This window comes from Phaeodactylibacter sp. (assembly GCF_040219495.1).
GTDB lineage: Bacteria > Bacteroidota > Bacteroidia > Chitinophagales > Saprospiraceae > Phaeodactylibacter.
The window spans coordinates 25,974-40,987 of record NZ_JAVJSK010000140.1 but is presented as its reverse complement, the minus strand read 5'-3'; the positions used below and the strand labels follow the sequence as shown (position 1 = coordinate 40,987).

The 15,014-nt window shown below is 52.8% G+C and carries 10 protein-coding genes; 5 read left to right on the top strand and 5 right to left on the bottom strand.

What is annotated here, in order from left to right; all coding sequences use genetic code 11:
* The first annotated feature begins 305 nt into the window (after positions 1–305).
* Positions 306–1,094 carry a hypothetical protein gene (locus RIC19_RS22685; RefSeq protein WP_350180668.1) on the top strand — a complete coding sequence of 263 codons (789 nt, stop codon included), beginning with the start codon at positions 306–308 and terminating at the stop codon, positions 1,092–1,094.
* 12 nt (positions 1,095–1,106) lie between these two features.
* Here the strand turns inward: RIC19_RS22685 and RIC19_RS22680 are convergent, their stop codons facing one another.
* Positions 1,107–1,868 (bottom strand): NUDIX hydrolase, encoded by a 762-nt coding sequence (locus tag RIC19_RS22680; RefSeq protein ID WP_350180667.1) that lies wholly within the window; start codon positions 1,866–1,868, stop codon positions 1,107–1,109.
* Positions 1,869–2,404: 536 nt separating this feature from the next.
* On the opposite strand from RIC19_RS22680, the gene RIC19_RS22675 reads away from it, so the two are divergent.
* Positions 2,405–4,519 (top strand): ComEC/Rec2 family competence protein, encoded by a 2,115-nt coding sequence (locus RIC19_RS22675; RefSeq protein ID WP_350180666.1) that lies wholly within the window; start codon positions 2,405–2,407, stop codon positions 4,517–4,519.
* Positions 4,516–5,655 carry a ComEA family DNA-binding protein gene (locus RIC19_RS22670; protein WP_350180665.1) on the top strand — a complete coding sequence of 380 codons (1,140 nt, stop codon included), beginning with the start codon at positions 4,516–4,518 and terminating at the stop codon, positions 5,653–5,655. Before RIC19_RS22675 ends, RIC19_RS22670 begins: the two co-directional genes overlap by 4 nt.
* Position 5,656: 1 nt before the next feature.
* Here the strand turns inward: RIC19_RS22670 and RIC19_RS22665 are convergent, their stop codons facing one another.
* Entirely contained in the window at positions 5,657–6,472 is an 816-nt protein-coding gene (locus tag RIC19_RS22665) for a universal stress protein (protein ID WP_350180664.1), read from the bottom strand.
* Positions 6,473–6,765: 293 nt separating this feature from the next.
* On the opposite strand from RIC19_RS22665, the gene RIC19_RS22660 reads away from it, so the two are divergent.
* A complete protein-coding gene (locus RIC19_RS22660; protein ID WP_350180662.1) occupies positions 6,766–10,800 on the top strand; it encodes a tetratricopeptide repeat protein in 4,035 nt (1,344 codons plus the stop codon).
* 86 nt (positions 10,801–10,886) lie between these two features.
* On the opposite strand, the gene RIC19_RS22655 is transcribed toward RIC19_RS22660, so the two are convergent.
* Complete coding sequence (locus tag RIC19_RS22655) at positions 10,887–12,020, bottom strand: glycosyltransferase (protein ID WP_350180660.1); 1,134 nt, start codon at positions 12,018–12,020, stop codon at positions 10,887–10,889.
* 2 nt (positions 12,021–12,022) lie between these two features.
* Positions 12,023–12,511, bottom strand: coding sequence for a hypothetical protein (locus RIC19_RS22650; protein ID WP_350180659.1), 489 nt, complete (start codon positions 12,509–12,511; stop codon positions 12,023–12,025).
* 412 nt (positions 12,512–12,923) lie between these two features.
* Here RIC19_RS22650 and RIC19_RS22645 point away from each other — a divergent pair, with 412 nt between their 5' ends.
* The gene (locus RIC19_RS22645) at positions 12,924–14,165 is read left to right on the top strand and encodes a DEAD/DEAH box helicase (RefSeq protein WP_350180658.1); all 1,242 of its coding nucleotides are present in this window, start codon (positions 12,924–12,926) and stop codon (positions 14,163–14,165) included.
* Between the two features lie 64 nt (positions 14,166–14,229).
* On the opposite strand, the gene RIC19_RS22640 is transcribed toward RIC19_RS22645, so the two are convergent.
* Positions 14,230–14,856 carry a hypothetical protein gene (locus RIC19_RS22640; RefSeq protein WP_350180657.1) on the bottom strand — a complete coding sequence of 209 codons (627 nt, stop codon included), beginning with the start codon at positions 14,854–14,856 and terminating at the stop codon, positions 14,230–14,232.
* Positions 14,857–15,014: the final 158 nt, after the last annotated feature.

Here is a 15,014-nt window from a genome sequence, read left to right as displayed (position 1 = left end):
TGTTGGGACTTTTGTCTTCTAGTCGAAAACTAACAATTTTTTGGTTAGACGAGGCACGAAAACCGGAGTTTAGCCTTAGCTAAATAGCCTGTCCCGCAGTTTGCGGGAAGGGTTTCCGGGACGAAGTATAAGCAAAAAAGTGTAGTTTGCAGGCCGATTACTAAAGTCCCAACACGCTCTTAGATGCAACGATAAGCCGTATTCCCCTATCAGGATTATTATGTTTACAGGCAGCATTTTGAATTACAGCACGTTACTAACTAAATTTGATGCCATACTTTGACGTCGGGAAAGCAAAAATGAACATGACAAAAATTTACCTGGGCCTTTTTTTAGCAGCTCTAACCATAGCCGGTTGCAACATAGACTCCGGAACGATAATCGTACCGGATATTGAGGACGAGTTTTACCTGGAGCTCAGCGAGGTTTTTGATAATGGGGAGCGGTCCCTAAACTGGAAGCTTCGGACCATCGAGTCAGTAGGTTGCGAAGGCGCAGGCATCAGTTTTTCTTTTAAGCAGGAAGCTGGTCAGGTCCTTTCCCTGAACATTAATGAAATTCTGGCGCCCGACGATTGCGATCCGGCAGAGGAGCCGGCACGGGCAGTGGTGGAAGTAGGCACCCTGAATAACGGGGTTTATCCTCTTTCTTTAGCGCTGCGGGAAACCCTCAATGGAGAGGGTTCACTTAGCGTGTACGACTCCTTTTTCCAGATCTCAATAGAGTCCGGCGGGGGCATTATCCCGCTGCGCGAGCGGCTGTACCGCATTCCGGCACCTACGGTTTGGGGATTTGCAGACTATAAAGGTTCGGAAGAATTGAAGGCTGCTGCGGAGTCCTTCATCAGCGAGTTGAATGCGCTGACTCAGGAGCAAACGCTCCGGAACGGGCATTACGGTTACTTTGAATCTGGCAATGATGGTGCGCAAATCACTTTCCCTGAATCGGAAGCGGCAGCAGGTACTACCTTCAGCTTTCAACGCGCTCTGCGCGCAGATGAAAAAGCGGCCGTGATAGCACTGATAGAGACCTATCGGGAGGAGCATGAAGAGCTGAATATTTCCATCTTCAATACCTACGGCGAGTCGTGGTAAAGAACGGTGCGGTTAAGCCATCTGCTGTGTTGTCTTCTTAGGCGGGGACTGTTTTTCTGCATTGGGCTCCTTGCGCTTACTTTCCTTTAGCTCAAAACTGAACCCTTCTGCCAGCAGTTGTTCATACCGGCTGCGGTCAAACCGGTACAGCCTTGCCGGTCTGTGAGCTACGCCTTCCTGCGTCTCTTCGAGGTCAACGAGCAGGTCCATCGTCAGTATTTTTTTACGAAAGTTCCGTTTATCAAGGCTGGTCTCCAAAATCGCCTCGTACAGGTGCTGCAACTCGGTGAGCGTAAACTTGGGTGGGAGCAGCTCAAACCCCACCGGACGGGAGCGCACCAACCACTTCAGGCGGTTGAAGCAGGCATTCAGGATATCATTGTGGTCAAAAGCCAGTCCCTTCACCTCGGCAACAGAGTGCCACTTGGCTTTCTGAGCAATGGAAGAAGGCTGTAAAGTATAATCGCTGATCTTAATGAGCGAAAAGTAAGCAACGGTGATCACCCGCCCAAAGGGGTGGCGGTTGACGGTACCGAAAGTCTTCACCTGCTCAAGGAACACATTGCGCAAACCGGTCAGCTCTTCAAGGACCCGCTTAGCAGCAGTATCAAGGTCCTCATTGGGGTACACAAAGTAACCCGGTAAGCCCCACTTGCCCTGATAGGGCTCTTCTCCCCGTTTGATGAGCAGCACCTTAAGGTCGCCTTCATCAAATCCAAAAATGACATTATCCACCGTAAAAGCAGACTTAAAATACTCGTTGAATTCGTTCATTATTGCCGGTCGTTCTGAAATCCAAGGTGGAAAATAAACAAATATTTGAATGCTTACCAAATTAAACAAGTGATGCTCCGTACAAAGCAGGCCTAACCCAAAGGGCGTGATTACGCAGTTGATAATTAGCCTTTAAGAGGCTTGCGCAAAACTTTAAGCTTTGTTTTTCAAAATTGTCCTATATTAGACTTGAGGCATCAAGTCGGTTTAGAGCGTGTTGGGACTTTTGTCTTCTAGTCGGAAACTAACCCTTTTTTGGTTAGACGAGGTACGAAAACCGGAGTTTAGCCTTAGCTAAATAGCCTGTCCCGCAGTTTGCGGGAAGGATTTTCGGGACGAAGTATAAGCAAAAAAATGTAGTTTGGAGACCGATTACTAAAGTCCCAACACGCTCTTAAAGATAGAGGATGGTTCACAGGCAAAAGTAGAAAAGCTTTAGCTTGTTGAGGCTGATCCACCTCATTACTTCAGTCATTAGATAGCAAAACCAGATCCTTATTTGATAAATTCAGTTCTATAAACGCTCTGCTCCCGCTATGAATTGGAGAGAAACCCCCATGTTGAGATTGTTGCTGGCCATCATTTTGGGCGTGTGCGCAGCTGCGTATATCCCGCGTTGGGAGCCGGGGCTTGGGGCAGCGCTTCTTGGGCTGGCCGGATTGGGTTGGTCGCTTTGGCGAAAGTGGGTATTCCGGCAAAGGTGGGTACCGGGGCTGTTCGTTATGATTGTTTTCCTGGGTTTGGGGTGGTCTTTAGCGGTATTGCACGACTCGCGCACCTATGACCACCATTTCCAATACCACCTGAAAGAGAATACCCCCGCCGTACTGACCGGCCGGGTAACAGATGCCGTGCCCACCGGGCAGCGCCTGAAGGTCACTTTGCGGGCTACGGGAGTGGCGGAGACCTCTGGCCGGGCGCAACCGGCCGCCGGCAGGCTATTGGTCTATCTGCACCGGCCCCTGCCCGAAGCCGCTCCTGTTCCCGGCGATATCATCATGGTCAGGGGCAAGGTCCGCCCCGTTGGCCCGCCGCTCAACCCCGATCAGTTTGACTACCGCCGGTACCTGGAGGCCCGCGATATCCATCATCAGGTTTTTGCAGACAGCAGCTGGAGGCTCCTGGAGCATCGGCCAAACTTACTGAGCCGGGCCGCCAACCTTCGGACAGCAGCGCTGCGCCTGCTGAAAAAACACCTGCCCACGCCTAATGAATACGCCGTGGGCGCTGCCTTGACGATGGGGTATAAGTCTGCCCTTACAGAAGAGATCGAAAACGCCTACGCCAATACGGGCGCTATGCATGTCCTGGCGGTCTCCGGGCTGCACGTCGGCCTGGTACAGCTGATCCTGATGGGGCTGCTGGGCCGCATACCGCTGAGGCAGCAATGGTGGAAAGTGGCAAAAACCATATTGATCATTATCGGGATATGGTCATTTGCGCTACTGACAGGCGCCTCTCCTTCCGTTTTGCGGGCTTCAACGATGTTTAGCTTTCTGGCGGTTGGGTTGGCCCTGAAGCGGACCACCAATGTGTACAACACCCTGGCTGCATCAGCCCTAGTGCTGCTGGTGTCCAATCCCCATTTGCTCTATCACGTAGGTTTTCAGCTGTCCTATCTGGCGGTACTCGGCATTGTCTACTTTCAGCCTCGTATTTACAGCCTGTGGCATATCGAAAACCGTTTGGGTGACTACCTCTGGCAGCTCTCGGCCGTTTCTCTGGCGGCGCAGTTGGGCACACTGCCTGTCAGTTTGTACTACTTTCATCAGTTTCCGCTCTACTTCGTGCTTTCGGGACTTATTGTGGTGCCAGCTGCCGGCCTTATCCTTTCCCTGACGCTCCTCCTGTTGGCTTTTCATAGTGTTCCGGTTTTGGGAGCCCTACTGGCTAAAGCGCTATACGGGCTCATCTACCTGGTCAATGCGGGCATCTTTGTCATTCAGCAGCTGCCAGGCGGCCTGCTGGAAGGTATCTGGCTAGGGGTCGCCGGGCTGTGGGCGTTGTACGCAATCCTGGCAGGCCTTATCCTCGCACACCGGACCCGTCAATTCAGGTGGGTACTAGCAAGTTTATCGCTGGCTGTTTTAGTGGCGGGCAGCTATGCCTGGCAAAAGTGGGAAAGCCTGCATCAGCGGGCAGTGGTCGTCTATCAGGTCTACAAGCATACCGCTGTAGATGCCTTCACGGGGCCGCGGATTACGCAAATTAGCAGCCCGGCATTAGAACAAGGGGCGCTGGCTTTCACGAATGAAGGGCACCGGTGGCGCCGGCGGGCACAGTTGGATACGGTTTTCCACCTCCGCCAAACGGGGCGTACGAAGGAGGTTGCGGGCCGGCATGGCTACTGGCAACTGGGTGGTACACGCCTGTTGGTCTTGGAAGAAGCCGGGCAACTGGGCCGCGAAGGCCGCCTGCAGGTGGATGCCGTGGTGCTTAGTCAGGCACCGGACATAGACCTGCACACTATTCTGGAGCAGCTGGACACCCGCTGCTTCATTGCCGATGGCTCCAATCCGCCCTGGCGCACCGCAGCCTGGTCAGAACAGGCGCAGGCTCTTGGGTTGCCTTTTTACAATACAGCAGCATGCGGAGCAGTGACGCTGAACGCCAACGGGGTTCAACCCTTTCTCAAAAACACCTCAGAATGAAAGACTGGCTCAAAGACTACTTTTACTACACCAAAGCCGAGCGCAATGGTGCCTGGATACTGGCCGTCCTTGTGCTTTTGCTCGCGCTCCTGCCTGTGTTGTACCCCCTCTGGGTGACTCCGCCTGCTGGCGATTTGGAGGCTTTTGAGACGGAGCTCGCAGCTTTTTACCCCCCGGAGGCGGATGAACAGCCGGCCACACCGGAGCCGGAGCTTTTTCACTTCGACCCCAACACCTTGCCTCTCGACAGCCTTCAGTTGCTGGGGCTTTCCCGCAAGACCGCCACGACGATCGTGCGCTTCCGCGAAAAAGTAAGGCCATTTGAGGCGGTAGCTGATTTACAGGATATCTACACCTTGTCTGACAAAGACTATGAGCGCATCGCACCTTATGTAAGGATTAGGGACCGCCCTGCTCCTGCCCGGCAGGAACAGGCTGCTGCAAAAGCTAAACCGCCGCCGCAGCGGTTTTCCTTTGACCCCAATACCCTTTCCGGCGACAGCCTGATGCTCCTGGGCCTCTCCGGGCGTACGGTGCGTACCTTCCTCAATTACCGCAACAAAGGCGGGCAGTTTAGGAAGCCCGAAGACCTCCAAAAAGTGTACGGGCTGCCGGCCGGTCAGGCGGAGGCTTTAATGCCCTATGTCAAAATCCGGCAGGCTTCGCCCAAGCCTGAGCAATCCTCGTCTACAGCCGCTGCGTCAACACCCTCAACCGAGCCGGAAGCCCCTAAAGCCCTAACGTCTATCGATATCAATACGGCTACGCCAGAGCAATGGCAGGCCATCCCTGGTATTGGGCCTGCGTACGCCCGCCGGATTTGTGGATTTCGCGATAAGCTGGGTGGGTTTGCCACCGTTGATCAGGTGGGAGAGACTTACGGTTTGCCAGACAGCACCTTTCAGCAAATCCGGCCCCGATTACAGATCGGGGGAGCGGTAAAGCGCTTGCGGATCAATCAGCTCGATGCTGCAGGTTTAAAAGCGCATCCGTACCTGAGCTGGAAGCACGCCAATGCCATCATCGCTTACCGGGGGCAGCATGGCGCTTTTGAGTCTGTAGAGGACGTGGCCAAAATCCGGGCTATTCCGCCGGAGGTATTGGAAAAGATGGTGCCCTACTGGTCCTTTGATTAGGTTATTCCCGCACCAGGAGCAGGGGCAGGGGCGTGTGCCATGCCATGTACCGGAGCAGGTGCCCATGCAGCAGGTGCTCATGAAAAGCCCGTTTGGGGATGTACATCGCCAGCATTTGTACCGGGTGGTGCTCCAGGTAGTAGGCAATGCCGCTTGTCACTTCCTGGTCGCGTACCATATCGATGCGCTGCCCATCGTCATCCAGCTGTTCCAGCTTGATTTTATCTTGTTCTTCCGGGAGCATATTGACGAAAAAAGGCTGTACTTCTGCGCCCAGAGGGATGGCCATTTCCCGGAGCTGCTTCAGTACACGCTGTTCGTCCAGGGTAATGTCAATAGCGAAAGCGATGGATTGTAAGGGCTGGTAAGTTGCCTTTTCCGGAATGATGAGCAAGGGGCAGGGGCTTTGCCCGGTGAGGTGGGTCGTGACGCTGCCAAATAAATGTTCCCTGATGTTGTGTTTATTCCGGCCACCGAGCACGATGACATCAGCCTCCACCTCCTTTGCCGCCCGGATGATAGCGGGCGCTACGTTGCCATCGTATACGTGATAATGGAGGGGAGTGTTTGCAGCGGTTCCGGCCTTCTGATCGGGGTAATGCGTAGCCCAGCGTTGCAGCTTCTTTTCATGATCTCGATTGTCCTGCGCTATAAGTGCCCGATGGTACCGCTCGGGAAGTGTGGTTTCTGCTTGCGCCGTTTTGTTGATAAAGACCAGGTGGACTTCCGCCTGAAGGTGTGCCGCCAAGTGCAGGGCGTACTCGAAAGCATTCCGGGCAGCGGGAGAAAAATCAGTAGCGACGAGCAATCGGTGCATAGCAATAACCATTTTTTAGGAATGGAAAATAAAAAAAAGCCCCGGACTTCTTCAGAAGGGCTGCGAATTAATCTGGTCAAACATACTTTAGTTAAAAACCTAAGCGTTATACCCCGCGAAACCAATCTGAGAATCTATTGAACAACCCATATCTCCCGTCCAGACCAGGTATTTTCTGCAAAGTTACCACCCTTAGATCCGGATTATCGGGCTTCCGTCCGTATGCAAATTAGTGCGCCAACCGGAAAATTTGTAATTTGCCACACTGATAACAGAACGAGGACAAACGATCTGTGAAAAACCTAATTCCACATTTCATCCAAGACCGGTTTAAGGAAGGGCAAGCCCAGGGGCAGTTGCAAGCCTATACCCTTTTCGTGGACCTATCAGGCTTTACGCCACTTACTGAGGCATTGATGCAGCAGGGGAGCCGGGGCGCTGAGCAATTGACGAATGTCCTCAACGACATCTTCGAGCCGCTCGTGCATCTGGTTTACAGCAAGGGAGGCTTCATTCCCTACTTTGCCGGCGATGCTTTCACGGCTATTTTCCCTGCCGAACGGTCGAATGAACGCGGGCAGGACATCATACGGGTGGCTATGCTGGCCCGGCACCTGTTTAGTAAGCGGGAGTTCCGTTTCAGTAACTTTACGATTGGGATCAAGTTCGGCCTTTCTTTTGGGACGGTAGAATGGGGGGTTGTAGGCAAAACCGACCATAAATCCTTTTACTTCCGCGGGGTGCCCATCGATCAGTGCGCAGAGTGCCAGGTTAAAGCCGAGGACCAGGATATTGTGGTAGACGAAGAGCTGGGGCATCAGCTCAAGCAGGAAGGATTTTACCTAAAAAAGATCGAAGAAGGGTTTTATAAGGTTTGGGGCTTACTGCCCGAAGCCGAACGTTTGTTGCCCGAAGCAGTGGAACAAACCGTATTGGATAAAGCCATAGCCCGGCAGTTTCTGCCCAAATCGGTAGCTGATTATCAGCAGGAAGGGGAGTTCCGGACCGTTATTTCCATCTTTTTATCCTTCCAGGGCGTAGAAAGCCACGAAGCCTTAGATGAGTTTGCTACGATTGTCATTGAAGAGATGCACAACTTCTCGGGCTATTTCAAAGAAGTTGATTTCGGGGACAAAGGAGGCGTGATGGTGGGCTTTTTTGGAGCCCCGGTCTCTTTTGAAAACAGCAATGACCGGGCCCTGGAGTTTATCTTCAGTGTTCGGGAGAACCTGCGGCAACTGCAAATGGACAGCGGGCTGGAGTATCGGGCGGGCATCACAATTGGCACTGCATATACCGGTATCGTTGGTGGTCGGGAACGCTGCCAGTACGCTGCAGTCGGCAACCGCGTCAACCTGGCTGCCCGGTTGATGACCCACGCTAAATGGGGAGATGTCCTCGTGGACAGCGAAATTCAGAAAAACCATCATTTCAACTTTCAGCACCGGGGCGATATCCGCTACAAAGGCATCAAAGGTAATGTGCCCACTTATAAGCTGATCGGCCGCAACTACGAATCCCGCCCAGCCTATTCCAGTCAGATGGTCGGCAGGAGTCAGGAACTGAGTAGCCTTTTAGCCTTCATGCAGCCTGTTTTTGAAGAACAGGCAGCAGGGGTCGCTTACGTATTTGGAGAAGCAGGCGTGGGCAAGAGCAGGCTCATGCACGAACTCAAAAAACTTCTGTTTGAAGAAGGGCTCGTTCAATGGCATACCTGCCAGGCTGACCAGATTCTGCGTAAGCCTTTCAACCCTTTCATCACTTTTCTGAAAAATTACTTCGAGCAGTACCCGGAGAGTACCTCCCTGGCCAATTTCCAGCACTTCGAGGAGCGCTACAATCAACTCCTGGAAGACCTGGAAACGCTCAACCGGCCGGAAGCTAAAACTGTACGCCGGGAGCTGTTGCGTACCAAATCTGTGCTGGCTGCCCTCATCGGGCTGAATTACCAAGACTCCATTTGGGATGTCCTCGATGCTAAAGGGCGGTACCAAAACACCCTGTCTTCCATCATCAACCTCTTCATCGCGGAGTCTCTGATACAACCGGTAGTCGTAGAAGTAGAAGACGGGCACTGGATGGACGAGAACAGCCGGGAGCTACTCTCTGAGTTCGTCCGGCAGCTTAGCCGCTACCCCATTGCGGTCATCATTACCTCCCGTTATCTGGACGATGGCTCCAAGCCCAAACTACTGGAACTCTCCCTGCTGGAGCAGTACAAGCTGGCCCACATTGAGGTTGACCTGAATACCCTCAGCCCCGATGCCGTGAAGGCGTTTGCAGAATTGCGGGTGGGCGGTTCCATACACCCGGATTTTCTGGAAACCCTATTGCGCACTTCCAATAGCAACCCTTTCTATCTGGAGCAAATGCTGGAATACTTTGCCGAGCGCGAACTGCTGGTGCAGGAAAAAGGTATGTGGACCATACACGATAAAGACGTTGAGCTGTCCAGCTCTATCAATGCCATACTCACGGCTAGGATTGACCGCCTCAGCGAACTGGTCAAGGAGACGGTCAAAGCTGCTGCTGTGATTGGGCGGGAGTTTGATGTTCCTATTTTGACGGCAGTTATGCGCAAGCAGGATGGCTTTGCCGAAAAGAACGGGGCTGCCTCTACGGTGCTCCGCGATCAGATCAAGCGGGCCGAGAAGGGGCAAATCTGGCACGCTATGAACGAGCTGCGCTACATCTTCCGCCACTCGCTGTTGCGGGAAGCCGTATACGGTATGCAGCTCCGCACCCGCCTGGAGCAGCTGCACGGCCTCATTGGAGAAGCTATCGAAGATTTGTATGCGGACAACCTGGAAGAGCGCTACGCCGACCTGGCGTTCCACTACGAACAGGCCAATGTCTTTAACAAGACCTGCGAGTACTTGCAAAAGGCAGCAGACTATGCCCGCAGCAATTACCAAAATCAGCAGGCGCTGGATTATTACGAAAAGCTGCTCAACAAGCTCGGCAAGCAGAAAGATAATGCCGACCAGATTCAGACCTACCTCAATAAAGGCAAGGTTTTGGAGCTGATTGGGAATTGGGAAGAGTGCGAAAAGACGTACGAGGAAGCACTAGGCCTGGCCAAAAAAACCCGGGATGTCCTTCTTTTGGGGCAGGCCAACAACAATCTCGGCAGGCTCCTGATGCTCAAGGGCGACTATAGCCGTGCACAAAATCACCTTCAGGTAGCGGCAGGCTTATTCGAATCCATTGAAGATGAAGTCGGCAAAGCAAAGGCCTACGGCAGCCTGGGCGAATTTTATTTCCGGCAAGGCAAATACGACGAGGCCAAAGGCTACTTTGAGCAAAGCCTCAGCACGGATAAGGAGGGCTCCGACCCTACCGGCAGCGCACAGGTAGCAGCTAACCTCGGCCTTACCCACATGAATCAGGGCAATTACGATGAGGGCATCCGGTGGCAGCTGGCGCAGCTGAAAATAAGCGAGCAGTATAACGATAAGCAGGGTATGGCCAACCTGTTTACCAACCTGGGTATCGTATACTTCGAAAAAGGAGACTACGACGAAGCTCTGGAAAGCTACCAAAAGGGGCTGGCCCTCAGCGAAGAGCTGGGCAACAAGCAACTGACCTCAATCGCGATCGGCTGCATCGGCAGTGTGTACGAGCGTAAAGGCGACTACCTGCGGGCGATGGAGAACTTCCAGCATGACCTGGAACTGTGCGAAGAGCTGGGAGACAAACAGGGTACCGCTATTGCGCTGGGCCTGATCGGTGAACTGTACAGTATTGAAGGGCATTTTCAGCGGGCGATTGAGTACCTGCAAAAGAACCTCATGCTCAGCGAAGAGCTGGGCTACCAGAAAGGTATTGCGAAAGCGCTGAATACCCTGGGGGATGTTTTTTACTTTACGAAAGCCTACGACCGTTCCCTGCATTACTACAACCGGGCTATTGAAGTCACCCGGATGATCAATAACCGCCTGGTACTCGGATCGAGCCTGTCTGAGAAAGGCCTGGTTCTTCTGGCGCTTAATCGCCTGGAGGAACTCAAACCCGTAGCAGACGAAGCCCAATCCATAGCAGAAGCCCTGGGCAACCCGGACCTGATCTTTGAAACCCGGATACTGCGGGCCAAACAGCAACATGCGCATGGCGCAAAAGCTGCCGCGCTGCAATCGCTGGAAAACTTGTTGCAGGAAGTGGATGACCTGGAACAGGAAGCTGCTATCTACTACCAGCTCTTCCTGTTGCTCCCTACAGTGGAGCAGTATAGAAAAACAGCACAGCAACGGTACGAAGAGTTGTATGCCTCTACCCCGAAGTACCTCTTTAAGACCCGTCTGGAAGAGCTGAGTAACAAGGGAGGTTGAAGGGTAAAGGGCGAAGTCAGTTACCATTCCGGGTGGGTATTCCATCGCACAGGTGCTCAACCTCAACCTTTTCCAGACTTACTAGCTTACCGCACAGTCCTGCCTTTCCATCTATACTGCCTAATTAACAAAGAGGCTATGCCGGTCAGGGCGATGTAGGCGATGTGCAATAATTCTGATACGGCAAAAGATTTCAACAGCCGGGGCTGTCCGAAAAAGCGGCTGGCCGTTTTCAGCAGGTGGTAGTCTGCCCAGGATTTAAGAGCCAGCAACAACACAAACAAAAGCAGGGCCACCTTACCTACCCAAAAAAAGAGCAGAGGCGAGAGTACAATGGACCAGCTTAGCAGGAAGGCAATGCCTAAAGCCAGCGTAGTGCCCGCACTGGCAGGTGCTGCCGCATTTTTGGTGCCCCACCGCAGGCGCTGCCTGAAGAACGCCCGCCAACCAGGGGCCGCCGGGGTGGGCACTGCGGCGTTGGCGTTTTTCAGGAACTGGACCTGGTACGGGTGAAGGGTATTGATCTTTGCGATCAAGAAAATATCGTCTCCCGAAGCAGTCGCCCGGTTACCCGTGTAACCGCCCACTTCTTCAAATGCCGCCCGGTAATAAGCTAGGTTGGCGCCGTTGCCGAGGGTCCAGGTATTGGTGCGCAGCCCTACAGCGGTCAGCACCATCATACCCGCCATATCGAGTGCCTGAAAGCGAAAAAGTGCACTGTCAGTACCGGTCAGCACAACGGGGCCGGTGGAGGCATTGAGCTGGCCTGATTGCAAGTGTTGCACCTGATGCCAAACCCAATCTGTCGGTGGCTGGCAGTCCGCATCGGTAGTGAGGATGATAGCACTCTGAGTAGTGGCTGCTCCAAGTTCCAGGGCTGCCTTTTTGCCATACCGGCCATCGGGCAGGCGAAGGAGGGTAAGGTTGGGGAAGGGGTGTTGTGCTACGATAGCCGCAGTGGCATCTGTAGAGTGGTCATCAATAACAACGATTTGCAGCCGGCCGGCGGGGTACGATTGCCGGGAGAGCGCCCTCAGGCACAGACTGATATTAGCGGCTTCATTCCGGGCCGCTACGAGCACGGTCGTACTTGGTGAAGGGAGGTCGGTAACAGCCTCGAATACCGGCAGGGCATTCCAATGCCGCAACACCCAGTGGATCAATAAAAAATAGGCTAACCCCAGGGCAAAGCAAGCACAACTGACGATTAGGCCAGCCATATTCAGGATTGGCTATCGAAAAAATCATCGTAATCGTTGCGGCGCTGTGGCTCTTGCCGTTCGCGGGCCTGCTCCTGCAGCCGTTTGAGGTCCATGGGCTCACTATCGAGTTCTTCAAATTCAGTGTATTCACCTTCCTGCTGCCGCTCGACTTCCTGTTCGACCTCCCGGACTTTCTTCTTGAACAGCGCCTTGCTCAGGAGGAACAAACAGACCAGCGGGAACGCCAGGACCGTCAGCAAAATACCGCCGATACCCAGCAAGGGGTTGGTCTTCACTTTGTCTATCAGCCATTTTCCATAGCCGGTCACCGTTTTGTAGTCGAGCACCAGGGCCGCGATCAGCATAACCGGCGAGAGGTAATACAGAATGGTGAATATGAAGCGGGCAACGAAGAAGAGGCCCAGCAAAAAAAGAATGCCCAGCACCACACCAATGAGGGAGCTGAAGGGGTTATTATTGGAAGTCTGAAAAGATTTATGGTATTGCATGGTGAAATCGTCTTACTCTGCGTAATTTACGTTAAGAACCTAGTAGGTCAACTATTTGTTGTTTAAAATAACAGCTCAATAGACCGATATGGAGCAGTTGTCGACGAAAAGGTACAAAGCAATGGTGCAGGTAAATAGCAGCGAATGAAAGTAATTGCGCTGGATTTATGGCATTAGAAGTACCTTTGTGTCAGTTATTACGTAAGAAATGGCTGATTTTAATTGTTTTTAGCGCAAATTTGCGTATTAAGAGCGTACTTCAGCCTTTTTTCCTCCGTAGCGCAGCTACCGCACTTTGCGGTACGCGGTACGAAGCTCAAAAATGGCTTCATGAGCACCCGATGTAGGGCATTTCGGCTTCAAAAGCAGAGCGCCAACATGCTCGTAAGCGATACAAAATAATACAGATACTTTGAAATTTAACGAATTTGGTTTTGAACCTTCCTTGCTGGAAGGTCTTGACGCAATGGGCTTTAAAGATGCAACCCCGGTTCAGGAACAGGCTATCCCTCCCATTATGGAAGGGCAGGACGTCCTGGCTTGTGCACAAACAGGTACCGGAAAAACAGCAGCCTTCCTATTGCCTGTACTGAACGAACTCAGCAAAGAGTCGACCGACGATAAAGTCCGGGCGCTGATCATTGAGCCTACCCGGGAGTTAGCGATGCAGGTGGATCAGCAGCTGGAAGCCCTTTCCTACTTTACACCCATTAGTTCCATTGCCATCTACGGTGGCAGGGACGGCCACGCGATGGAGCAGGAAAAGAGAGCCCTGAAACGCGGTGCCAGCATTATTGTGGCAACGCCCGGGCGGTTCACCTCCCACATCGATATGGGTTACGTAGACTTTAGCGGTCTGAAGTACCTGATTCTGGATGAGGCCGACCGGATGCTGGATATGGGCTTCGCGCCGGCTATCATGAATATTGTTCACAAACTGCCACTGGAGCGGCAAAACCTGCTGTTCTCAGCAACGATGCCCAGTCAAATCCGCAAGTTTGCGCAACAAATCCTGAGCGGGCCCACCAAAGAAATCAATATTGCCATCTCCAAGCCCGCAGAGAATATTCTTCAGCTGGCTTATGAAGTGGCAGACCACGCCAAGATAGCCCTGACGGAGAAAGTCCTGGAAACCAACAAACGATTGGAACGGGTGATCATCTTCGCCGGCCGCAAAAAGACGGTCAAGGAGTTGGCACAGTCTCTACAGCGCAAAGGCATAGATGCAGGTGCAATTCATTCTGACCTTACCCAGGAAGAGCGGGAACAACAGCTGCATGCCTTCAAAAGTGGCAATAAGCCCGTGATTGTGGCCACAGATGTCCTCTCCCGGGGGATCGATATCAAAGGGATTGATGCCGTCATCAACTTTGATGTGCCTGGCGATGCGGAGGACTATGTGCACCGTATTGGCCGTACCGCACGGGCAGAGGCTTCGGGCATGGCGTTCACGTACATCAACGGGGAAGATATACACCGCTTTAAGCGTATCGAGGACCTGATAGAACGTAAAGTACAGCGCCTGCCGCTTCCCGAAGAGCTTAAGGATGCAAAACCGCAACCTCGCAAAGGAGGCCGTGGCGGTGGGGGCAAAGGACGGAATTTCAGGAAAGGCGGCGGCCGGGGTAAGAGCAATAAAGGAAAGAGAAGGTAATACGGAGTGAGTGGGCTGCTGATTTTGGCTTTACCAAAAAGACAACAGCCCACTGATCCTGATCTTATTGGCCGTACCCTGGCACTACACTTTCCACGGGAACGCGTACTCCATCCTGATAAGCCACGACCCAGGCATCCTTGATGCCGAGTTTCTGCATGTGATTGCGCAGCGCGTCCGCGCTTTCAATATCCGGGTATTTCCCGATAATAATTTTCTGCAGCCCATCCACCATTTCCAGGTCCATGTTGTCGTCGTCTCCATCCAGGGTAGAAGGGATGTTGAGCTTCTTGAAAGCGCCGATTTGAACACGGAAAATCAGCCCCTGCATAGTAGTATTGCCCATCTGAGGCTGAGTAGGCGGTACCATGCTCAGCTGATCCATCTCGTTGAGCGTGGCGGCCAGTTTGTCCTGTAGTTGCGCATTCTCGCGCTCAAGCTGCGCTACGCGGGCGCGGCGGTTTGCTTTTTCAGCTTCCATTTCGTTAATCTGGGCAGCGTACTCATTGGCTTCCCGCTTGTAGCGGTCCACGCTTTCGGACAGTGTCTTCAAAGCAGCAGGGTTACGCTTGTACTCTTTAGCTTTGTTCTTCCACTCTTTTTTCTCGTCCTTGGATAACTCTTGCGCCTGCACGGTTGCCGTTGTGCCAAAGGCAAGTAGCAGTATCGCGGTTAGGAATAGCATTCTCATATCTCAATGGTTTTTTAAAAGTACAATATGTTATTAATGGGCGGCGATGACGGTTTATTTTATCAACGTCCTGTCAATGTAGATTAGTTTTAGAAGCTTAAAGTCGCATTTTTTCCGCAAAAAACCGCAGATTCGGCGAAGATTTTAATGCCCCGCCC

Excerpts from the sequence above, each read along its gene's own strand:
- RIC19_RS22650 (WP_350180659.1), bottom strand. The coding sequence starts at position 12,511 with ATGCAATACCATAAATCTTTTCAGACTTCCAATAATAACCCCTTCAGC.
- RIC19_RS22675 (WP_350180666.1), top strand. The coding sequence starts at position 2,405 with ATGAATTGGAGAGAAACCCCCATGTTGAGATTGTTGCTGGCCATCATT.
- RIC19_RS22655 (WP_350180660.1), bottom strand. The coding sequence starts at position 12,020 with ATGGCTGGCCTAATCGTCAGTTGTGCTTGCTTTGCCCTGGGGTTAGCC.
- RIC19_RS22665 (WP_350180664.1), bottom strand. The coding sequence starts at position 6,472 with ATGCACCGATTGCTCGTCGCTACTGATTTTTCTCCCGCTGCCCGGAAT.
- RIC19_RS22680 (WP_350180667.1), bottom strand. The coding sequence starts at position 1,868 with ATGAACGAATTCAACGAGTATTTTAAGTCTGCTTTTACGGTGGATAAT.
- RIC19_RS22685 (WP_350180668.1), top strand. The coding sequence starts at position 306 with ATGACAAAAATTTACCTGGGCCTTTTTTTAGCAGCTCTAACCATAGCC.
- RIC19_RS22640 (WP_350180657.1), bottom strand. The coding sequence starts at position 14,856 with ATGAGAATGCTATTCCTAACCGCGATACTGCTACTTGCCTTTGGCACA.
- RIC19_RS22670 (WP_350180665.1), top strand. The coding sequence starts at position 4,516 with ATGAAAGACTGGCTCAAAGACTACTTTTACTACACCAAAGCCGAGCGC.